We start from the raw sequence: 20,521 nt of genomic DNA, 5'->3' as shown, positions 1-20,521 counted from the left end.
GGGTTACTAGCCTAATCGGGGTGATTTGATGAATATGAAGCCTGTAGAAATGCAAATCGCGCTGCCGCGAACGCAGGAAACATCGACTGTGCAGCATCAACAGCAGCAGCGCCCATCAACGGAACAAGCAATATTAAATACGCAAGCGCAAAAGTTGATGGCAAAGTCACGAGAGCGAAATGAACAGGTCGAATCATCACAGGATGCTCGAATTCGCAATCAACAGCATGAAGGTGAGAACCATGCAGATCGAGATGGAAGCGATAACAATCAATCGGAGCACAATCAAGATGAAGCTGGGCAAGCATCGGTTCCGGCCCAACATCCCTTCAAAGGTAAACATATTGATTTCATGTGTTAAATGGTGGCGCCGGGTTCCCGCATTATGTGTGGATCGCGGCGCTTGCATTTAGGATGCGTGACGACATAAGGAGGTGCTCATATGGAGCCCTGGATTTATATTGTACTATTAGGTGGTGTCATTGTTGCCATTGGCATGCTCCGTCCTCGAACACAGCAGATAACGGATAGCACAGAGATGCGCCGTAATATGGAAGAGACACTTGAACATTATATGACTGAGCTGGAAACAGAAAATGATAAGCTCCTGACGGTAATCGAGCGAATGAAGCAAGAGGGAGAATATCGAGATGAAGCGCTGCGCAAGCGATTGGACAAGCTTGAGCAGGAGTCGAACACCAGGTGGAACAACTTTCAGCACGCTGCGGACTTATCTATACGAGCATCCTCAGTTGCAAAGAGCAGCGGTATTGTTCTGGTGGATGATAACAGCAAGCAGCAACCGGTTGAAGGTATTCATGCGGAAGATGAGACTGAACAATCAGCTATTGATTCAAATTGGATATCTGCTGCTGCCCCAGATTTACTTGAAGCTAATAAAATAGAAGAGAGTCATGCAGTTGATGAAATAGAGCCTGCAACGCAAACTAATCCTCAAATTCAGAAGCGGTATGCAGAAATATTCAAGCTTATCCAAAACGGTTGGTCAGAGCAGGCTATAGCGGAGAAAGTGGGAATGCCTATCGGCGAACTTCAGCTTATTATCCGATTGGGTCAGCAGGAGGGATCTCATGATTAAGGATCGACGCTTTCTTATCGGACTTGGAGCTGGGATTGTTCTCGGAGGACTTCTGCTTCAGTTGTGTATGATCGGTCAGCGGACAATGGAGCCGATATCCGATACGGAGCTGCAGCGTGCTGCAGAGCAAGCAGGATATAAGCTTGTTCCTCTTCAATCTACGAACCCAAAAACGAAGTAGATGCGCATAGGCAGAACAATGGATAAAGTGGTTGCAACTGGGTAGGCGTTATGGTATATTAAATGACGGTGTTAAGAACACACGTCAGTGTATTTCAGTGAGGGTGCTTTTTGTCGGGACAACTGCGGGAAGTCTCATCGAAAGAGGATACTGGCGGAGGATAAATAACCATATTAGGAGGTGTAGTGAAGATGGCAGTTATCTCCATGAAACAGCTTTTGGAAGCTGGGGTACACTTCGGTCACCAAACACGTCGTTGGAATCCGAAGATGGACAGATATATCTTCACAGAACGTAACGGTATTTACATCATTGACTTGCAAAAGACAGTGAAAAAGGTCGAGGAAGCTTACAACTTTGTAAAATCCGTCGGCGAAGAAAATGGAACAATCTTGTTCGTAGGTACGAAAAAGCAAGCTCAAGATTCCGTTAAGGAAGAAGCTGAGCGTTGCGGCATGTACTACATCAACCAACGTTGGTTGGGTGGTACGCTTACAAACTTCGAAACGATCCAAAAACGTATCGATCGCTTGAAGCAACTCGAAACGATGGAAGAAGACGGAACATTCGAAGTTCTTCCTAAAAAAGAAGTTATCATACTTCGCAAGGAAAAAGATCGTCTCGAGAAGTTCTTGGGCGGTATTAAAAATATGAAAGGTTTGCCTAGCGCGTTGTTCGTTATCGATCCACGCAAAGAGCGCATCGCTGTTGCGGAAGCTCGTAAACTGGGTATCCCAATCGTAGGTATCGTTGATACAAACTGTGATCCGGACGAAATCGACTACGTTATCCCTGGTAACGACGATGCAATCCGTGCAGTTAAATTGTTGACTTCCAAGATGGCTGATGCAATTGTTGAAGCACATCAAGGCGAAGAAACAACAGCGTAAGTTTGGAATACTAATTAGATGAACAAAAGGGTGGTTGGCAGGTGGTTCACCTCTCGCCGCCCTTTTTTTAAGCTGTATAACGTTCGGTGCCGTTAATCGTACATAATACGTCGGTACCAATTTATTGATGGAGGGAAATACGAGATGGCAGTAAATGCGAGTGCAGTAAAAGAATTGCGCGAAAAAACAGGCGCAGGTATGCTGGATTGCAAAAAGGCATTGGAAGAGGCTAACGGCGATTTGACGAAAGCAGCTGAATTGCTTCGTGAGAAAGGTCTTGCAGCAGCGGCTAAGAAATCCGATCGTATCGCTACAGAAGGTGTGGTTGAGTCTTACATCCACGCTGGCGGACGCATTGGCGTATTGGTTGAAATCAACTGCGAAACTGACTTCGTAGCAAAGACTGACAACTTCAAAGAATTCGCTCGTGATGTAGCTATGCAAATCGCAGCGACAGCTCCAAAATATGTTCGTCGCGAAGAAGTGTCACAAGAGGAAATCGAAAAAGAAAAAGAAATCTTGAAAGCACAAGCATTGAACGAAGGCAAGCCTGAAAAAATCGTTGAAAAAATGGTTGAAGGCCGCATCGGTAAATATTATGAAGAGTACTGCTTGATGGAGCAATCCTTCATTAAAGACCCAGACAAAACAATCGAAACGTTGCTGAAAGAGAAAATCGCAACAATCGGTGAAAACATTTCTATCCGTCGCTTCGCTCGTTTCGAGCTTGGTGAAGGCTTGGAGAAAAAAGAAGATAATTTTGTTGAAGAAGTTATGGCTCAAGCGAACATGAAGTAATCTTTTCATTTGAAAAGAGGACATACGAACGCGGCTACTACGTAATCAACAGACGCGCTTAAAAGTTGGAACACATCGTGTTCCTTCTTTTTTAGCGGCCGTTATGGAAAAGTGGAGGGTATACATTGAAACAACCGGTTTATAAACGTATCGTACTTAAAGTAAGCGGAGAGTCGTTGTCCGGGCAAGCTGGCTTCGGCATCGAATCCGAAATGATCAACTCCATTGCCGAGCAAGTAAAAGAGGTTGTAGAGCTTGGCGTAGAGGTCGCAATTGTCTGCGGCGGGGGCAACATTTGGCGCGGTATTGCGGGAAGTGAAAAAGGAATCGACCGCGGAACAGCAGACTACATGGGGATGCTTGCAACGGTTATGAACTCGCTTGCCTTACAGGATGCCCTCGAACAAATTGGCGTGCCGACTCGTGTACAAACTTCGATTGCGATGCAGCAAATCGCAGAACCATATATTCGTCGTCGTGCAATACGTCATTTGGAAAAGGGACGTGTTGTTATTTTTGCAGCAGGAACCGGGAATCCATTCTTCTCGACGGATACGACAGCTGCGCTCCGTGCTGCTGAAATCGAAGCCGATGTGATCTTGATGGCGAAGAATAAAGTCGATGGTGTATACTCAGCTGATCCATTTAAGGATGAAACAGCAGAAAAGTTCGAGCAATTGACATATATGGAAGTGTTGAACCGCAACTTGGGTGTTATGGATGCAACGGCATCCTCGTTGTGTATGGACAATAACATCCCACTTATTGTATTTGCAATTACGGAGTCAGGCAATATCAAGCGCGTCGTGCTCGGCGAGAAGATTGGAACGATTGTAAAAGGGAGTGTAGACTAGTGCCACAAGCAGTAAAGAAAAACGCAGAAGAACGCATGGAAAAAGCGATTGCCGCTTTGAAACGGGAACTGGCAACATTGCGCGCTGGACGCGCAACACCTGCATTGCTTGATCGTGTTCAAGTAGAATACTATGGCGCGATGACGCCAGTTAACCAATTGGCGAACATCAGCACGCCAGATCCGCGTACGCTCATGATTCAGCCTTGGGACAAATCCTCTTTGGCTGATATTGAACGCGCGATTTTGAAGTCGGATCTTGGATTGACACCAGCAAATGACGGTTCGTTGATCCGCCTATCGATTCCGCCGTTAACAGAAGAGCGTCGTGCAGAGCTTGTCAAGCACACGAAGAAGTTCGGTGAAGAAGCGAAGGTAGCAATCCGCAACATTCGTCGTGATGCGAATGATGACATCAAGAAGCTTGAGAAAACAGACATTTCAGAGGATGAGTCTCGTCGTCATCAAGAAGATATTCAGAAGACGACTGACAAATTCATCGCTGAAGTGGATAAAGTATTAGTTGTTAAAGAAAAAGAAATTATGGAAGTATAAAAGTAAGACGAATAGAACCTATTCTTTTTGTTCTTCATGCCCCTCCGAACGGTGGGGTTTATTGTCTTTTTTTCATCACCGGGTTGGAGGAGACCGAATGATTAAGCGATTCCAAGCGTGGTTACAGCAGCGAGGAAGCCACAACCAGCTGGAACTGATGCCAGATAATATCCCACAGCATGTGGCGATTATTATGGACGGCAACGGCCGCTGGGCTAAAAAACGGGGCTTGCCGCGCATTGCTGGCCACCATTCAGGAATGAAAGCCGTTAAGCGCGTAACCATCGCAGCGAATGATTTGGGCGTAAAAGTGCTTACGATGTACGCTTTTTCGACCGAAAACTGGAAGCGCCCGCAAGAAGAAGTCGATTTTCTCATGAAATTGCCACAGGAATTTTTGGCGATCGAACTCGATGAATTGATTGAGAAAAATGTCCAAGTGCGAATGATGGGGTACCGTGACCGTTTGCCTGAACATACGAAACAAGCGCTTGAGGAAGCCATTGAAAAAACGAAGCATAATACAGGACTTATTTTGAATTTCGCTTTGAATTATGGTAGTCAGCGTGAAATCGTGGAAGGTGTTCGTGAAATTGTACGCAAAGCACAGTCAGGTGAGATTGCAGTCGACTCCATTGATGAGGGCCTGATTCATGATCATCTTTTGTCAAGCAGCTTGCCTGATCCTGATTTGCTCATTCGAACTAGCGGGGAAATGCGACTGAGCAACTTCATGCTCTGGCAAATCGCGTACAGCGAATTGTGGTTCACCAATGATTACTGGCCAGAGTTCACTGAGCGACATCTGATGGAGGCCGTTATGGAGTATCAGCGCAGAACGCGCAGATATGGTGGATTACAATAGGTTGGAGGAACAGTCTATATGAAACAGCGCATCGTTACAGGGCTTATAGCAGGACTATTGTTCGGCGCATTATGCATCATTGGCGGTCTGCCGTATGAGCTGCTGCTCCTCGCACTTGCCTTTGTGGGCTATTATGAATTTGCACGTATGCATCATGTATCTCCGTTCGATTTGGCGTCGTTGATTGGGTATGCAACGATGGCCTTAATTGCGATTCCTTGGACAAGCTGGTCAATAGGGTGGGATGTACCGTTAGAAGCAGTCGTGTGGATCAGCATGCTGCTGATGCTTGGCATGACGGTATTATCCAAAAATAAAGTGTCGATTGAGGCAGTGTCACAGTTGTGGCTAGGGGCGTTTTATATTGGAATTGGTTTTAAATACATGATGCTGACACGCACATCAATGGGGATTGATGGTTTATTTTGGACGCTCATGTTGTTTGCAGTCATTTGGTCGTCAGACATCGGTGCGTATTTCATTGGCCGTGCGATCGGCAATCATAAGCTTTGGCCGTCTATCAGTCCGAACAAGACGATAGAAGGGGCAATTGGTGGAGTTCTGACGTCGATTGTAGTCGCTCTATTATTTGCTATTGGTCGACCTGATATTGTTAGCTTGCCGCTTGCGCTAGGCATTGGGTTATCGTCTGCCGTTGTCGGTCAGTTCGGTGATTTGATCCAATCGGCCTATAAGCGGGTTCGAGGTGTGAAGGATTCGGGTACATTGCTTCCAGGCCATGGTGGTGTTCTAGATCGTTGCGACAGCTGGTTGGTCGTGTTCCCGTTCGTTCATCTGATCGGACTATTAACGTTGTAAATCGAACGTTGTCGACAAGAGCAGCGATGACGTTATCATGTAATAGATATAGTTATGAATAGGGTGAAGAGGTGAGGCCATGAAGAGGATCTCTATACTAGGGTCAACCGGCTCAATCGGGACACAGACACTCGACATCGTCAGACAGCATCCTGAGCAGTTTAAGGTAGAAGCATTAGCAGCTGGGAACAATACATCATTGCTGCTTGAGCAGATTCATGAGTTCAAGCCTAGCAAAGTATCGGTTCAAGACAAGGCTGCGGCTGATCGCCTGCGGGAACGACTGCCACAGGGTGTTGAACTGTATTATGGAGAAGATGGGTTGGTTGAAGTGGCTGCTGGCAGCGAGGCGGACACCGTCGTTACAGCTGTTGTTGGAAGTATCGGCTTGAAGTCGACACTTGCAGCGATTGACGAAGGGAAGACAATAGCAATTGCGAATAAGGAAACGTTAGTAACAGCGGGACACCTGGTTACGGAACGAGCACGGGCAAAAGGTGTTGCGCTGATGCCGGTAGACAGTGAGCACTCTGCTATCTTTCAGTGTTTAAACGGGGAACCGATGCGTGGGGTGCGGACAATTACACTCACGGCATCTGGCGGCAGCTTCCGGGATCGTACGAGAGATGAACTGGAAAATGTTACGGTTGAGGATGCACTCAAGCATCCGAACTGGTCAATGGGAGCAAAGGTAACTATTGATTCTGCAACGATGGCTAATAAAGGTCTCGAAGTAATAGAAGCACGCTGGCTATTTGATCTGCCTTACGAGCAAATCCGTGTACTTATCCATCCTGAAAGCATTATTCATTCCTTTGTAGAATATTTGGATGGCAGCATCATTGCGCAATTGGGTGTACCTGATATGCGCGTACCTATTCAATATGCATTGGCTTATCCAGAGAGACTTTCGAATACTTCAGCTTCATTGAATTTGGCAGAAATCGCAAAGCTTCATTTCCGTGAGCTGGACACAGAACGCTTCCCTATGGTTCGATACGCCTATGATTGCGGTAAGGCAGGGGGCACGGCTACCACCGTATTCAATGCGGCCAACGAAGTGGCTGTTGCTAGATTCCTTCGCGGTGAAATTTCTTTCTTAGATATTGAACGTATTGTGAGCACGCTCATCACGAAGCATCAGACGATTTCGCATCCATCCTTGGAGGCGATCCAAGAGACGGACATGCGTACGCGAGCAGAAGCTCTGTCCATTTTATAACAACCATTCACTAGATACGGATTCTCTTGTGCGGGATTGGAGAATAATGATAATCTATATAGACAAACCGCTGTCCGATTGTTATTGGGGCCGTTCATGATTCCAAGAGACATGTCAGGAGGAGTGAACACGCACAAAAAGGAGGATTCTACGCAGTGCAGATGGTGCAAATCGTATTTTTAACCGTGCTCGTCTTTTTCGTTATTGTAACGATTCATGAATGGGGACATTTTATTTTCGCCAAACGGGCAGGGATTCTCGTTAGAGAGTTCGCTATTGGATTCGGACCGAAAATATTCTCCCATACACGTGGAGAAACAAGATATACACTTCGGCTTCTGCCGATCGGCGGCTTTGTACGGATGGCCGGAGAAGATCCTGAAATCGTCGAAGTTAATCCCGGACAGACCATAGCTGTACGTATATCAGGCGACAATAAGGTGACGAAATTGTACCTAGATCAGCTGGATATGCGCAAGCAGGTTGTTCGTGGAGAAGTGAAATCGATTGACTTGGAGCATTCATTGAAGCTGACTTTGGATGTTGAAGGGGAAGACACAACTTACGACATTCATCCGCAGGCTAAGATGATTGTGAAGGGTGATGAAATTCAAATCGCCCCGCATGATCGGCAGTTTGGCAGCAAGACAGTGGGGCAACGCGCACTTGCTATTTTTGCAGGTCCTTTTATGAACTTTGTGCTCGCATTTATTCTATTTGGCGTGTCCGTATCGTTATCCGGCGTTCCAGTAGAAAACCCCACAACTGTGAAAATAGGCGATGTAACACCAGGGCTTCCAGCAGCACAAGCTCAACTGCAAAAGGGAGACATTATTGAGGAAGTAAACGGCAAGCATATCGGCGGCGATCGTGACAAGTTAATTAAGCTGATTGCTGACTCCGAAGGCAAGCCGATGACATTCCTTATTGCACGCGGTGAAGAACGCTTCACTACGATACTGACTCCGCAGAAGGTGGAAGGTCAAGAAGGCGGGAAGGTTGGTATTGTACCGGTACTGCCGACACGAACGGCCTCATTCGGTGAGACGATGTCGTTCGCCTCAACTTCTATGGTGAATACGACGGAGAAGATTTTTGAAGGATTTCGCATGCTTATCTTTGGCCAATTCAAGCTGGATGATTTGGGCGGGCCGGTTCGTACGTTCGAAGTGACTGGCCAAATTGCGAAGAAGGGAATCGAACAGCTTACGCTATGGACGGCGATATTGAGCCTTTATTTAGGAATTTTCAACTTGCTTCCTATTCCTGCGCTGGATGGAAGCCGTCTCGTATTCCTTGGGCTGGAAGCTGTTAGAGGCAAGCCTGTTGATCCGAGCAGGGAAAGCATGGTTCATTTTGTAGGCTTTGCAATGCTCATGTTATTGATGCTTGCTGTAACCTACAATGATATATTACGATTGGTTAAAGGTTAACATTTATATCACGGTTCATTTCATTTATACTAGAGTACAAATAACCGTGTCTGTCGGGAGGAACATGTACCGTTATGTCGAAAGAGAAGCAGTTTGTTACGGAGATTACCCCACAGCAGGAGGATTTCTCCCGTTGGTATATTGATGTGATTAAGAAGGCGGATTTGATGGATTATTCTCCAGTTCGAGGATGTATCGTATTTCGCCCGGATGGGTACGAAATTTGGGAGCATATTCGTGACGAACTGGATCGCCGCTTTAAGGCAACTGGCCATCGCAATGCATACTTCCCAATGTTCATCCCAGAGAGCTTTTTCCAGAAGGAGAAGGAGCACGTGGAAGGCTTCAATCCTGAGCTGCCTTGGGTAACTGAAGCAGGCGGCGAACAACTGGAAGAGAAGTTGGCGATTCGTCCTACATCGGAAACGATGATCGGACATATGTACTCGAAATGGATTCAATCATACCGCGACTTGCCTGTGTTAATTAACCAGTGGGCGAACGTTGTGCGCTGGGAGAAGCGCACGCTGCCATTCTTGCGTACAAGTGAGTTCTTGTGGCAGGAAGGTCATACGGCGCATGAAACAGAGCAGGAAGCACGCGAAGAAACGATGCAGATGCTGAAAATTTATCGTGAATTCGTAGAAGACTACTTGGCAATTCCGGTAATCGAAGGGCAGAAGACGCCTTCTGAAAAATTTGCCGGTGCCGTAGATACATTCTCCATTGAAGCGATGATGAAGGACGGCAGAGCGGTTCAAGCCGGAACATCTCACTACTTGGGTACGAATTTTGCGGTTGCTTTTGATATTAAATTCTTGGGTCGCGAGAACGAACAGGAATTCGTTCACACTACTTCTTGGGGCGTCAGCACTCGTCTAATCGGTTCCATGATTATGGTACACGGTGATGACAGAGGACTTGCATTGCCGCCGAAGGTAGCCCCTACACAAGTTATTATGATTCCTATTGGCCCTGCGAAGATGCGCGAGCAAGTTGTAGGACGGGCCAATGAGCTGTTCAGCGAATTGAAACAAGCAGGTGTGCGTGTTCGCATGGACGACCGTTCTGATATTAGTCCGGGTTGGAAGTTCAACGAATATGAAATGCGTGGTGTGCCAGTTCGACTGGAGATTGGCCCTCGTGATATGGAAAATGGAGTATGCGTGTTAGTTTCTCGCGTAACGGGTGAGAAACGCATTGTACAGCAGGCGGATTTGGTTGAAGAAGTAAACCGCATGCTTGCTGACGTTCATCAAGAAATGTTCGAGCGCGCGCGTTCCTTCCGCGACGAGCACTTCTACTCGGTAGAGACAATTGACGAGATGAAGGCGCAAATGGAAGAAAAGCGAGGATTTACACTGGCTGGCTGGTGTGGATCAGAGGCGTGCGAGAAGCATGTTAAGGACGAGACAGGTGCAACGAGCCGCAACATTCCATTTGATCCGCAAACGACAAAAACGAAATGCCTTGTCTGCGGAGAAGATGCCAAGCATACGGTCGTATTTGCACGAGCGTATTAATTAGATACATGCTCCTTGCTCAAGGAGCACAATGAAGGGAAGCTTCCATCATTGGAACATCCAACGGAACACCGGACGATGGCTCGATTGAGGGAGGCTTCTCTTTGTTCACACACTGCCACTTTACCTGTGGGTTCGGCAGCAGTATGGAGTTGGGAGGTGCTTCAATCTACATGACGGATAAAAGGCAGCGATTTGAAGTGTTGATGAGACAGGTGGAAGTTCCTGTCGAACTGTTAGATAGCTTTTTCAATGATGGATGGATTGACAAGGTGGAGTGCAGCCGCTCGAATCAAGAGTGGACGATTCACATCGGCAAGTCGACAGTCGTCCCGGCGGAGGCTTATCGTACGTTCTGCCTGCGTGTACAGGATAAGCTGTCCCACATTGCCAAGATCAAAATCATTTTTCATTATGAAGAGCAGCTTCCAAATAAGGATGTCGTTGATGCTTATTGGGGATTGTTCATGGAATGGGTTAAGCGCGAGGTGGCGTCGGTAAACGGATGGCTGCATAAAGGGCAGTACGAGGTTGAAAAGGATCTGATTAAGCTTTCTCTGCCTGATGCGACGTCGTTGGAACTTGCGAAGAAGAAGCAAATCGATAAATATTGCACGACGTTTTTTGAAACGTATTTCACTCGTACATTGCGTGTGACCATGCAGCAGGGCAGCCATGATACGGAAGCCTATGAAGCATTCCAGCAGAAGCTTATGGAGGAAGAACGTCAAGTCATTCAGCAGATGATGGAAGATTCAGCGCGTGAAGTGGTGGAAGAAGAGGGAGAAGCGCCTGAGCGTCTGCATGTTGGTTACGATATTAAGGATGATCCAACTCCGATTATGAACATACAGGATGAGGAGAAGCGTGTCACGATACAAGGGGCCGTTTTTGGTGTCGAGATGAAGGAACTGCGCAATGGCAGTACCTTGTTCACCTTTAACCTAACGGACTTCTCGGACTCAATGGCAATGAAGATGTTCGCGAAGACGAAGGAAGATGTCAAAATGCTTAGCCTTATTCGGGATGGTCAATGGCTGAAAGCACGCGGTCGGGTAGAATATGATCGTTTCATGCAGGTGCCTGAGCTGGTGATGATGCCAAATGATTTGAATGAAGTCAAGGCTCCAGCGGAACGGCAGGATACCGCTGAAGAGAAGCGTATTGAATTTCATCTTCACTCTACGATGAGTGCGATGGATGCAGTAACTTCGATTAGCGATTACGTGAAGCAGGCAGCCAAATGGGGACATAAGGCGATCGCGGTGACTGACCATGGCAACGTGCAGTGTTACCCAGAAGCAGCGAAAGCGGCAAAGAAAAACGGCATTAAAATGCTCTATGGCTTAGAAGCGAATGTTGTGAATGATAATATGGAGGTTGTTCTGAATGCGGACAATCGCTCGGTGAAAGATGCCATTTTTACGGTGTTTGATATCGAGACAACCGGTTTGTCTGTAACGAACAATAAGATTATTGAGATTGCTGCTGTAAAAATGCAAGAGGGGAAAGAGATTGATCGCTACAGCACATTCGTCAATCCGCATGTTCGAATTCCGTATAACATTCAGCAGCTCACCAATATTACGGACGAAATGGTGGCAGAAGCTCCGGATGTTGAAGAAGTGCTGCCGAAATTTGTGGAGTTTGCACAGGACTCGATCCTCGTTGCGCACAACGCAAGGTTCGATATTGGCTTTATACAGCATAATTTGAAGCTTATGAATTTGTCTGAGATGAACAATCCAGTACTAGATACGTTAGAACTGGCGCGGCTACTGCACCCGACGCTCAAAAATCACCGTCTGAATACATTGGCGGACAAATATAAAGTATCGCTGGAGAACCATCACCGTGCGATTGACGATACGATAGCTCTCGGTGGTGTGTTGAATGGCTTGCTTCAAGACGCTCAGCAGCTTATCGGGATTGAAACACTTGATCGGATGAACGATTATGTAGGTCAGAACCTGCAAAATGCTCGTCCGTTCCATTGCGGGATTTACGCGCTTAATGCGGTGGGTAAGAAAAATTTGTACAAGCTCGTTTCGATGTCCCACACGGAGTATTTTAAGCGCGTCGCCTGTATTCCAAAGAGCAAGCTCGTCGGCATGCGTGAAGGCTTATTGATCATGTCAGGTTGTGAGAAGGGTGAGTTCTTCGAGACGGTGCTCAACAAATCAATGGAAGAAGCAGAGCAGGTAGCAGAGTTTTATGACGTGCTTGAAATCCAGCCTCTGACGATGTACATGCACTTGGTGGAGAAGGGCTTGGTTGGTTCGACGGCTGAGATCGAAGGCGCAATTCGCAAAATCGTTCAGATCGGTGAAAAGCAGAACAAGCTTGTTGTCGCAACAGGTAATGTGCACTACTTGCATCCGCGAGACAAGCTGTTCCGTGATATAACTATCCATGGGATCACGGGCTTCAGTCCGCTCAAGGATCTCCGCAAGCCTGATGCACATTTCCGGACGACGAATGAAATGCTGCAGGAATTTGAGTTTTTGGGTAAAGAGCAGGCGCATAAGTTTGTTGTAGAGAATACGAATGCGTTGCTGGAACGATTTGAGGATTTCGATTTATTCCCGAAAGAGCTGTTTACGCCGAATATTGAGGGAGCGGATCAAGAAATCCGTGATAAATGCTACAATACGGCGAAGAGCATTTACGGGGAACCGTTAAATGACATTATTGTACAGCGTCTTGAGAAGGAACTGATTCCAATCATTAAATTCGGTTTCTCCGCGAACTATCTGATCTCAGAGCGTCTTGTGAAGAAGTCGAACGAAGATGGGTATCTTGTTGGTTCGCGGGGATCGGTAGGCTCCTCGGTTGTAGCGATGTTTCTTGGCATTTCAGAAGTTAACCCGCTTCCGCCGCATTATGTGTGCCGCAATCCGGAGTGCAAGCATAGCGAATGGTTTACGGACGGAAGTGTACCGAGCGGTTTCGATCTTCCAAACAAGGATTGCCCAGAATGCGGCCAGCCGATGAAGGGGGATGGACAGGATATTCCGTTCGAAACATTCCTCGGCTTTAAGGGAGACAAAGTTCCCGATATCGATTTGAACTTCTCAGGTGATTATCAGCCTGTGGCGCATAACTACACGAAGGTGCTGTTCGGTGAGAAGAGTGTGTTCCGTGCAGGTACGATTGGTACGGTCGCGGAAAAAACGGCATACGGCTTCGCAAAGAAATATGAAGAAGACCATGGCAAGCGATGGCGAGGGGCAGAGCTTAACCGCCTTGCAGCAGGCTGTACGGGCGTGAAGCGCAGTACAGGACAGCACCCAGGCGGTATCGTCGTTGTACCGGATTATATCGAAGTTGAAGATGTAACGCCTGTTCAATATCCAGCGGACGATACAAGTGCCGAATGGAAGACGACGCACTTCGATTATCATGCGTTCGAGGATAATTTATTGAAGCTTGATATTCTTGGGCACGATGATCCGACGATGATGAGGATGCTGCAGGATTTGACAGGGGTCGATCCGACAACGATTCCAATGAATGATCCGAAGGTTATGAGTATGTTCAACTCCGTCGATGCTCTTGGCGTAACGCCGCAGCAAATCCGGACACCAGTAGCGACCTATGGTGTTCCTGAGATGGGAACCCGCTTCGTGCGACAGATGCTTGTGGAAGCACAGCCAAGCACGTTCGCTGATTTATTGCAAATATCCGGGTTATCTCATGGTACCGGCGTATGGCTTGGTAATGCGCAAGAACTGATTAAGAATGGAATCTGTACGATCAAGACCGTTATTGGTTGTCGTGACGAGATTATGTTGTTCCTGATCTACAAAGCAGGCATGGATGCAGGTCTTGCCTTTAAAATAACGGAAAGCGTTCGTAAGGGAAGAGGCTTGAGTGATGAATGGATTCAAGAAATGAAAAACTGCAATGTGCCGCAGTGGTACATCGATTCCTGCTTAAAGATTCAATATATGTTCCCGAAAGCCCATGCTGCCGCTTATGTTATTTCCGCGGTGCGGACAGCTTATTTTAAGCTCTACCATCCGATCGAGTTCTACGCGACCTACTTTACCGTCCGTGCTGAGGACTTTGATATCGAATTGTGCTGCCAAGGATACGAGGCTATCAATAAGAAGATCGATGAGATTGAGGCGAAGGGCTTCCAAGCAACAACGAAAGAAAAGGCGATGATCTCTATTTTGGAGATGGCTGTTGAAATGACGGCACGGGGCTTCACTTTTAAGCCGATTGATCTGTATCGTTCCGATGCGACGAAATTCCTCGTTGATGGCAACTCGCTCATTCCGCCATTCTCTGCTGTGCAGGGGATTGGTGAAAATGCGGCTCGCAATATCGCAGCTTCTCGCGATGGGGCGGAGTATTTGTCCATTGAGGATTTCCAAATGCGTTCAAAGGCTACAAAGACAATTGTCGAGCTGCTTAATCAGATGGGCTGCTTCCGCGGACTGCCGGAAACGAACCAATTGTCTCTGTTCTAAGGCATGATCGGAGTTGCCCTTGCCATATTGTAGATGGCTATGATATAATTTTTTTGGTAATCATGTGGATAAATCCGTTACGTAAAGAGTGGGGAAACCCACTCTTTCATGTTTAGTATCGGGTTCTAACATAGAGGAACATCATTATTCCTAACATTCTAGGAGGTTCTTGAATTTGAGCTCAGCCAATATCAAATCGACAGTTGAGAATATGATCACACCCTATTTGGAAGAGAACAACTTCGAACTTGTCGATGTGGAATACGTAAAGGAAGGCAGCAGTTGGTTCCTGCGCGTGTTTGTGGACAAGGAAGGCGGCATTGACATCGAGGATTGCGGCCGCATCAGCGAAGTATTGAGTCAGAAGCTGGACGAGAACGATCCGATTACAGACGCTTACTTCTTGGAAGTTTCGTCTCCAGGTGCGGAACGTCCGTTGAAGAAGACGAAGGATTTCGTCAAAGCGGTGGGCAAGCATGTGTATGTGACTACATACGAACCGATAGGCGGATTGAAGGAATTTGAAGGAGTTCTCTCTTCCTTCGATGAACAGACGGTCGTTGTTCAAGTCGGCAAAAAGAACATGCAATTCCGTTTGAGAAGGTAGCAAGCGCACGTCTTGCTATCGTTTTTTAGGACGATCGTGATCTTAGATTGGGAATCGGCCTGCTGAATTTTAACATTATTGGAATGAAGCCGGATTCGGCTGAAAGGGGGAACTCACCAAATGAGTATGGATTTTATTGACGCGTTGTCGGAAATCGAAAGAGAAAAAGGAATTAGCAAGGAAGTACTCATTGATGCAATTGAAGCGGCTCTGATTTCGAGCTATAAGCGCAACTTCAATACTGCACAAAATGTACGAGTAGATATTAACCGGGCAACTGGAGTAATTAAGGTATATGCACGCAAAAACGTAGTGGACGAGGTGTTGGACCCGCGTCTTGAAATTTCACTTCATGCTGCCCGTGAACATAATCCGAACTACCAGCTGGATGATATTTGCGAGATTGAAGTTACACCGCGTGATTTCGGCCGCATCGCTGCACAAACGGCGAAACAAGTCGTAACACAACGTATTCGCGAAGCGGAGCGCGGCCTTATCTATAACGCGTTCATCGACAAGTCCGATGATATCGTCACAGGTATCGTGCAACGTCAGGATATGCGCAATGTTTATGTAGATTTGGGCAAAGTGGAAGCAGTCCTTCCTTTGAACGAGTTGATGCCGAACGAGAAGTTCAAGCACGGTGATCGTACCAAAGCATACATTACGAAAGTGGAGAACACAACGAAGGGACCGCAAATTATTTTGTCCCGTACGCATCCAGGGCTTCTGAAGCGCCTGTTCGAACTGGAAGTACCAGAAATCTTTGATGGCGTCGTTGAAATCAAGTCAGTTGCTCGTGAAGCGGGTCAACGCTCCAAAATTGCAGTATACTCCCGCAACGAGGAAGTCGATCCGGTAGGCTCCTGCGTCGGGCCAAAAGGAATGCGCGTACAAACGATTGTCAACGAGCTTCGTGGTGAGAAGATTGATATTGTACGATGGTCTGAAGATGTGAGCGAGTATGTAGCAAATGCACTTAGCCCTTCCAAAGTTGTTGATGTCGAAGTGCGAGAGGCTGAGAAGATGGCTCGTGTTATCGTGCCTGACTATCAGTTGTCGCTAGCAATCGGGATTAAAGGACAGAACGCTCGACTTGCCGCGAAATTGACTGGTTGGAAAATCGATATTAAGAGTGAATCCCAAGCAGATGAGGAAGAATTCCCGGCGACTTCGGATGAGCGACCTGTTGACGACAGCATTGAAGTAAGCGAGTAAACACCGAAGGCGCGACCAACGCCATATGAAGCGGTCGCTTCTTTCAAGCAGGGGAAGTCAGACCGAATCGTAAGGGGGGGATTGAGTCATGAAACCGAGGAAAGTTCCACTTCGGAAGTGTGTCGCATGTCAAGAAATGATGCCGAAGAAAGAACTGATTCGTGTGGTAAAGACACCACAGGATGAGGTTTTAATTGATTTGACAGGGAAGAAGTCTGGACGCGGCGCATACCTGTGCGGGAAATTGTCCTGCTTCAAGCTTGCGCATAAGTCTCGTGCGCTTGATCGGGCTTTGAAGCATCAGGTGAATTCTTCCATCTATGAACAGCTTGCTCAAGACTTCATTAAGGTGGAGGATGAATTCCACGCCTTGAAGGAGCAGGAGGATGATTATGAGTAAGGTAAAGTCGCAGCTTGGTCTTGCCCAGCGGGCAGGAAAGCTGACGACTGGTGATGAGATTGTCCTCAAGGCGATTCGCAATAAGCAAGCACGCTTGGTGATTGTTGCGGCGGACGCTTCTGACAACACGAAGAAGAAGTTTCGAGATAAATGTAAGTCGTACGGAGTGCCACTTGCTATCGGATTTACGCGCAGCGAGCTCGGTGAGAGCATTGGCAAACTGCAGCGGGTAGTATTGGCGGTAACGGATGATGGATTTGCGACCATGATGACGAACGGGCTGAAAACTATGTCGGAGGTGGAGTATATTGAGCAAACAAGAGAACACTAAGGACAAAACAAGAGTTTATGAATATGCCAAATCGCTTAATATGAGCAGCAAAGAAATTATTACGATACTCAAACGTCTTAACATACCAGTTAACAATCATATGAGCGTTATGGAGAATGATGCTGTAGGGAAAGTAGAGTCGTACATGCGCACGATTAAGGAAAATGCACAGGCAAAGCGTGAAGGCAATAGTACCTCGCAACCACAAGTGAACATTAGCCAGACGAAAACATCAGAAGTACCAGATAAAACTGCTAGCCAACCGGCAAGAAAGACAAGTCAACAGGCGGATCAGCGTGACTCACATGCTGGACAGCAGCAACAAATGCAACGTGACGGTCGCGACCATCAGCGCGAAGGCAACCGAGGCGGACGTAATGAACGCCAGGAACGCATTACTCGCGGTGGAGGTCATGACGGTCAAAAAGACCATAATAGACAGGGCGAGATAAACATTAATATGGATACAAGACAAGGAAACCAACAGGGGAATATGAACGGACAAGAACAACGTCGATCAGGTGAACAACAGCATAATCAAGGTAACAGATCTAATGGCCAGCAAAGACAAGGCCAAGGTGCTCCGCGTCAAGGCGGCGGCCCACGTCAAGGCCAAGGCGGGAACTCCCGTCCAGGTCAAGGTGGCGCTCCGCGTCAAGGCGGGCAAGGAAACGGACCACGTCAAGGTGGTGCTTCGCGTCCAGGTGGTCAAGGTGGCGCTCCGCGTCAAGGTGGTCAAGGTGGTCAAGGTGGTCAAGGTGGCGCTCCGCGTCCAGGTCAAGGCGGTGGATCCCGTCCAGGTCAAGGTAGTCAACAAAGCAGCGGGCAAGCGCGCTTTGCACAAGGCGGTCAACAGCGTCAAGGTGATCAAGCGCGTGCAGGTCAAGGCGGCCAGCAACGTCCGAACAGAAACTTCGGTGAGCGCAGTGATGATTTTTCCGGTGGAAGAAATCAATCAAGAAACAACAATAATAATAAGAAACGCTTCGATGACAACCGTAATGGCGGAGGCATGCGCGGCCGCGGCGGCAAGAACAGAGGCAGAAATAATCAACAGCAGGTACAGCGTGAGAAAATTGACAATACGCCGAAAAAGATTATTGTACGCGGTGCAATGACAGTAGGTGAATTGGCAAAATTGCTTCATAAAGACGCTTCCGAGGTTATTAAGAAGTTCTTGCTCATGGGCGTTATGGCAACAATCAACCAAGAAGTCGATTTGGATACAATCCAATTGATTGCAGACGAATTCAAAGTTGAAGTTGATTTGAAGCTGCCTGTATCCGAAGATCCGTTCGAGGAAACAGAAGAAAAAGAAGAAGATGCAGCAGACTTGGTTGAACGGCCAGCAGTTGTTACGATTATGGGTCACGTTGACCATGGTAAAACGACATTGCTTGATTCGATCCGCAAAACGAATGTTACGGGTGGAGAAGCAGGCGGCATTACGCAGCATATTGGTGCATACCAAGTTGAGTTTAACTCGAAGAAGATTACGTTCCTGGATACACCAGGCCATGAAGCGTTTACGCTGATGCGTGCTCGCGGTGCTCAAGTAACCGACATTACGATTATCGTCGTTGCTGCTGACGATGGTGTTATGCCGCAAACGGTTGAGGCAATCAGCCACGCGAAAGCGGCGAACTGCCCAATCATCGTTGCTGTAAACAAGGTCGATAAGCCAGAAGCCAATGTCGATCGCGTGAAGCAGGAACTGACTGAATATGAATTGGTTCCAGAAGAGTGGGGCGGAGACACTATCTTCGTTAACGTTTCTGCGAAGCAGCGTACGGGTTTAGAAGAATTGCTCGAAATGATCCTGCTCGTATCCGAAGTGAACGAGTTCAAGGCGAACCCGAATAAGGATGCTCGCGGTACTGTACTCGAGGCTGAACTGGACAAAGGTCGTGGACCAGTTGCACGTGTACTCGTTCAACAAGGTACATTGAAAGTCGGAGATCCATTCGTTGCAGGCACATGCTTCGGCCGTGTGCGCGCAATGGTGAATGACCGCGGCCGCCGCTTGAAAGAAGCAGGCCCGTCCACACCGATCGAAATTACAGGTCTTACAGATGTTCCACAGGCTGGCGATATGTTCGTCGCGTTTGAGGATGAGCGCAAAGCTCGTTCCATCGCTGAGAAGCGCTCGACAACATACAGAGAGAGCCAACTGGGTGCGAATACTCGAGTAACGCTGGATGATCTGTTCAAGCATATTAAAGACGGCGAAATGAAAGAACTGAACGTGATTATTAAAGGTGACGTTCAAGGTTCCGTAGAAGCACTTCGCGGTTCGCTTGAGAAGATTGAAGTGGAAGGCGTTCGCGTTAAGATCATTCACTCCGGTGCGGGTGCAATTACCGAATCGGATGTTATTTTGGCAACAGCATCCAATGCGATCGTAATCGGCTTCAACGTTCGTCCAGATGCGCAAGCGAAGATTACCGCAGAGCAAGAGAAGGTTGATATTCGTCTGCACCGTGTCATCTACTCGATCGTAGAAGAAATCGAGCAAGCGATGAAAGGTATGCTTGACCCAGAATATAAAGAAGTTATTATCGGTCATGCTGAAGTGCGCAACACGTTCAAGATCAGCAAGGTCGGAACAATTGCCGGCTGTATGGTTACAGAAGGTAAGATTTCCCGTTCTGCAGAAGTACGCCTTGTCCGTGACGGTATTGTTGTTCACGAAGGCAAGATCGACTCGCTCAAGCGCTTCAAGGATGATGCGAAGGAAGTTGCACAAGGCTACGAGTGCGGTATTATGCTTGAGAAGTACAACGATATGAAGGAAGGCGACATCATCGAAGCGTTTGTTATGGAAACCATCGAACGCAAATAGAATGGTTTCACTCGGATGATGTTGTAAGTTATAAATGAAATGAGGTGTTTCCCATGGCGAACTTTCGCTCCGGACGTGTTGGCGAGCAGATGAAGAAGGAACTTAGCCAGTTGATTCAAACCGAGATTAAGGATCCTCGAATCGGCTTCATAACGGTGACAGGCGTTGATGTAACGAACGATTTATCACAAGCCAAAGTGTACTTGAGTGTCATGGGTAATGAAGAACAAAAGGAACAATCCATGAAAGCCTTGGAGAAGGCGAGCGGATTCCTTCGCTCCGAGATTGGCAAGCGAATTCGTCTTCGTCATACTCCAGAGCTGTTGTTCAAGATCGATTCTTCGATCGAATACGGCAGCCATATCGAAAAGCTGCTTGGTGAAATTCGCGATCGCGACAATAACTAA

18 protein-coding genes and 1 pseudogene are annotated in these 20,521 nt (G+C 47.3%); all 19 read left to right on the top strand.

The features are described 5' to 3' along the window. Positions 1-34 precede the first annotated feature (34 nt). The 19 genes and pseudogenes from PAV_RS24165 to rbfA all read left to right on the top strand — a co-directional run bounded on the left by PAV_RS24165 (position 35) and on the right by rbfA (position 20,521). Positions 35-361 (top strand): hypothetical protein, encoded by a 327-nt coding sequence (locus PAV_RS24165; RefSeq protein ID WP_238555910.1) that lies wholly within the window; start codon positions 35-37, stop codon positions 359-361. An 81-nt stretch (positions 362-442) separates the two neighbouring features. Beyond that, positions 443-1,099 (top strand): hypothetical protein, encoded by a 657-nt coding sequence (locus PAV_RS24160; RefSeq protein ID WP_005550557.1) that lies wholly within the window; start codon positions 443-445, stop codon positions 1,097-1,099. Further along, positions 1,092-1,280 (top strand): hypothetical protein, encoded by a 189-nt coding sequence (locus PAV_RS24155; RefSeq protein ID WP_005550556.1) that lies wholly within the window; start codon positions 1,092-1,094, stop codon positions 1,278-1,280. Before PAV_RS24160 ends, PAV_RS24155 begins: the two co-directional genes overlap by 8 nt. A gap of 191 nt (positions 1,281-1,471) precedes the next feature. After that, the gene (gene rpsB / locus PAV_RS24150; protein WP_005550555.1) at positions 1,472-2,170 is read left to right on the top strand and encodes a 30S ribosomal protein S2; all 699 of its coding nucleotides are present in this window, start codon (positions 1,472-1,474) and stop codon (positions 2,168-2,170) included. 144 nt (positions 2,171-2,314) lie between these two features. Next, the gene (gene tsf / locus PAV_RS24145) at positions 2,315-2,968 is read left to right on the top strand and encodes a translation elongation factor Ts (RefSeq protein WP_005550554.1); all 654 of its coding nucleotides are present in this window, start codon (positions 2,315-2,317) and stop codon (positions 2,966-2,968) included. Positions 2,969-3,093: 125 nt separating this feature from the next. Further along, complete coding sequence (gene pyrH, locus PAV_RS24140) at positions 3,094-3,822, top strand: UMP kinase (RefSeq protein ID WP_005550553.1); 729 nt, start codon at positions 3,094-3,096, stop codon at positions 3,820-3,822. After that, entirely contained in the window at positions 3,822-4,376 is a 555-nt protein-coding gene (frr, locus tag PAV_RS24135; RefSeq protein ID WP_005550552.1) for a ribosome recycling factor, read from the top strand. Before pyrH ends, frr begins: the two co-directional genes overlap by 1 nt. A 97-nt stretch (positions 4,377-4,473) precedes the next feature. Next, on the top strand, positions 4,474-5,241 hold the full coding sequence (locus tag PAV_RS24130) for an isoprenyl transferase (protein WP_005550551.1): 768 nt from the start codon (positions 4,474-4,476) through the stop codon (positions 5,239-5,241). An 18-nt stretch (positions 5,242-5,259) separates the two neighbouring features. Further along, positions 5,260-6,060, top strand: a complete 801-nt coding sequence (locus PAV_RS24125) for a phosphatidate cytidylyltransferase (protein ID WP_005550550.1) — start codon at positions 5,260-5,262, stop codon at positions 6,058-6,060. A 79-nt stretch (positions 6,061-6,139) separates the two neighbouring features. Further along, positions 6,140-7,282 carry a 1-deoxy-D-xylulose-5-phosphate reductoisomerase gene (locus PAV_RS24120; protein WP_005550549.1) on the top strand — a complete coding sequence of 381 codons (1,143 nt, stop codon included), beginning with the start codon at positions 6,140-6,142 and terminating at the stop codon, positions 7,280-7,282. 155 nt (positions 7,283-7,437) lie between these two features. Continuing rightward, the gene (gene rseP, locus PAV_RS24115) at positions 7,438-8,715 is read left to right on the top strand and encodes an RIP metalloprotease RseP (protein ID WP_005550548.1); all 1,278 of its coding nucleotides are present in this window, start codon (positions 7,438-7,440) and stop codon (positions 8,713-8,715) included. Positions 8,716-8,789: 74 nt separating this feature from the next. Further along, a complete protein-coding gene (proS, locus tag PAV_RS24110; protein ID WP_005550545.1) occupies positions 8,790-10,238 on the top strand; it encodes a proline--tRNA ligase in 1,449 nt (482 codons plus the stop codon). A gap of 152 nt (positions 10,239-10,390) precedes the next feature. After that, positions 10,391-14,716, top strand: coding sequence for a PolC-type DNA polymerase III (locus PAV_RS24105; RefSeq protein WP_051135210.1), 4,326 nt, complete (start codon positions 10,391-10,393; stop codon positions 14,714-14,716). A 211-nt stretch (positions 14,717-14,927) separates the two neighbouring features. Then, positions 14,928-15,352, top strand: a pseudogene (rimP, locus tag PAV_RS24100) (ribosome maturation factor RimP). A 91-nt stretch (positions 15,353-15,443) separates the two neighbouring features. Further along, the gene (gene nusA / locus PAV_RS24095) at positions 15,444-16,541 is read left to right on the top strand and encodes a transcription termination factor NusA (RefSeq protein WP_005550542.1); all 1,098 of its coding nucleotides are present in this window, start codon (positions 15,444-15,446) and stop codon (positions 16,539-16,541) included. Positions 16,542-16,629: 88 nt separating this feature from the next. Further along, a complete protein-coding gene (rnpM, locus tag PAV_RS24090; protein ID WP_005550541.1) occupies positions 16,630-16,941 on the top strand; it encodes an RNase P modulator RnpM in 312 nt (103 codons plus the stop codon). After that, the gene (locus tag PAV_RS24085; protein ID WP_005550540.1) at positions 16,934-17,272 is read left to right on the top strand and encodes a L7Ae/L30e/S12e/Gadd45 family ribosomal protein; all 339 of its coding nucleotides are present in this window, start codon (positions 16,934-16,936) and stop codon (positions 17,270-17,272) included. The genes rnpM and PAV_RS24085 overlap by 8 nt, the downstream gene beginning before the upstream one ends. Further along, positions 17,250-20,114, top strand: coding sequence for a translation initiation factor IF-2 (gene infB / locus PAV_RS24080; RefSeq protein WP_005550539.1), 2,865 nt, complete (start codon positions 17,250-17,252; stop codon positions 20,112-20,114). Before PAV_RS24085 ends, infB begins: the two co-directional genes overlap by 23 nt. A gap of 53 nt (positions 20,115-20,167) precedes the next feature. Continuing rightward, on the top strand, positions 20,168-20,521 hold the full coding sequence (gene rbfA / locus PAV_RS24075; RefSeq protein ID WP_005550538.1) for a 30S ribosome-binding factor RbfA: 354 nt from the start codon (positions 20,168-20,170) through the stop codon (positions 20,519-20,521).

It is taken from the genome of Paenibacillus alvei DSM 29 (assembly GCF_000293805.1).
In the GTDB taxonomy this organism is placed as follows: domain Bacteria; phylum Bacillota; class Bacilli; order Paenibacillales; family Paenibacillaceae; genus Paenibacillus_B; species Paenibacillus_B alvei.
This window is presented reverse-complemented; position numbering and strand designations above follow the sequence as displayed.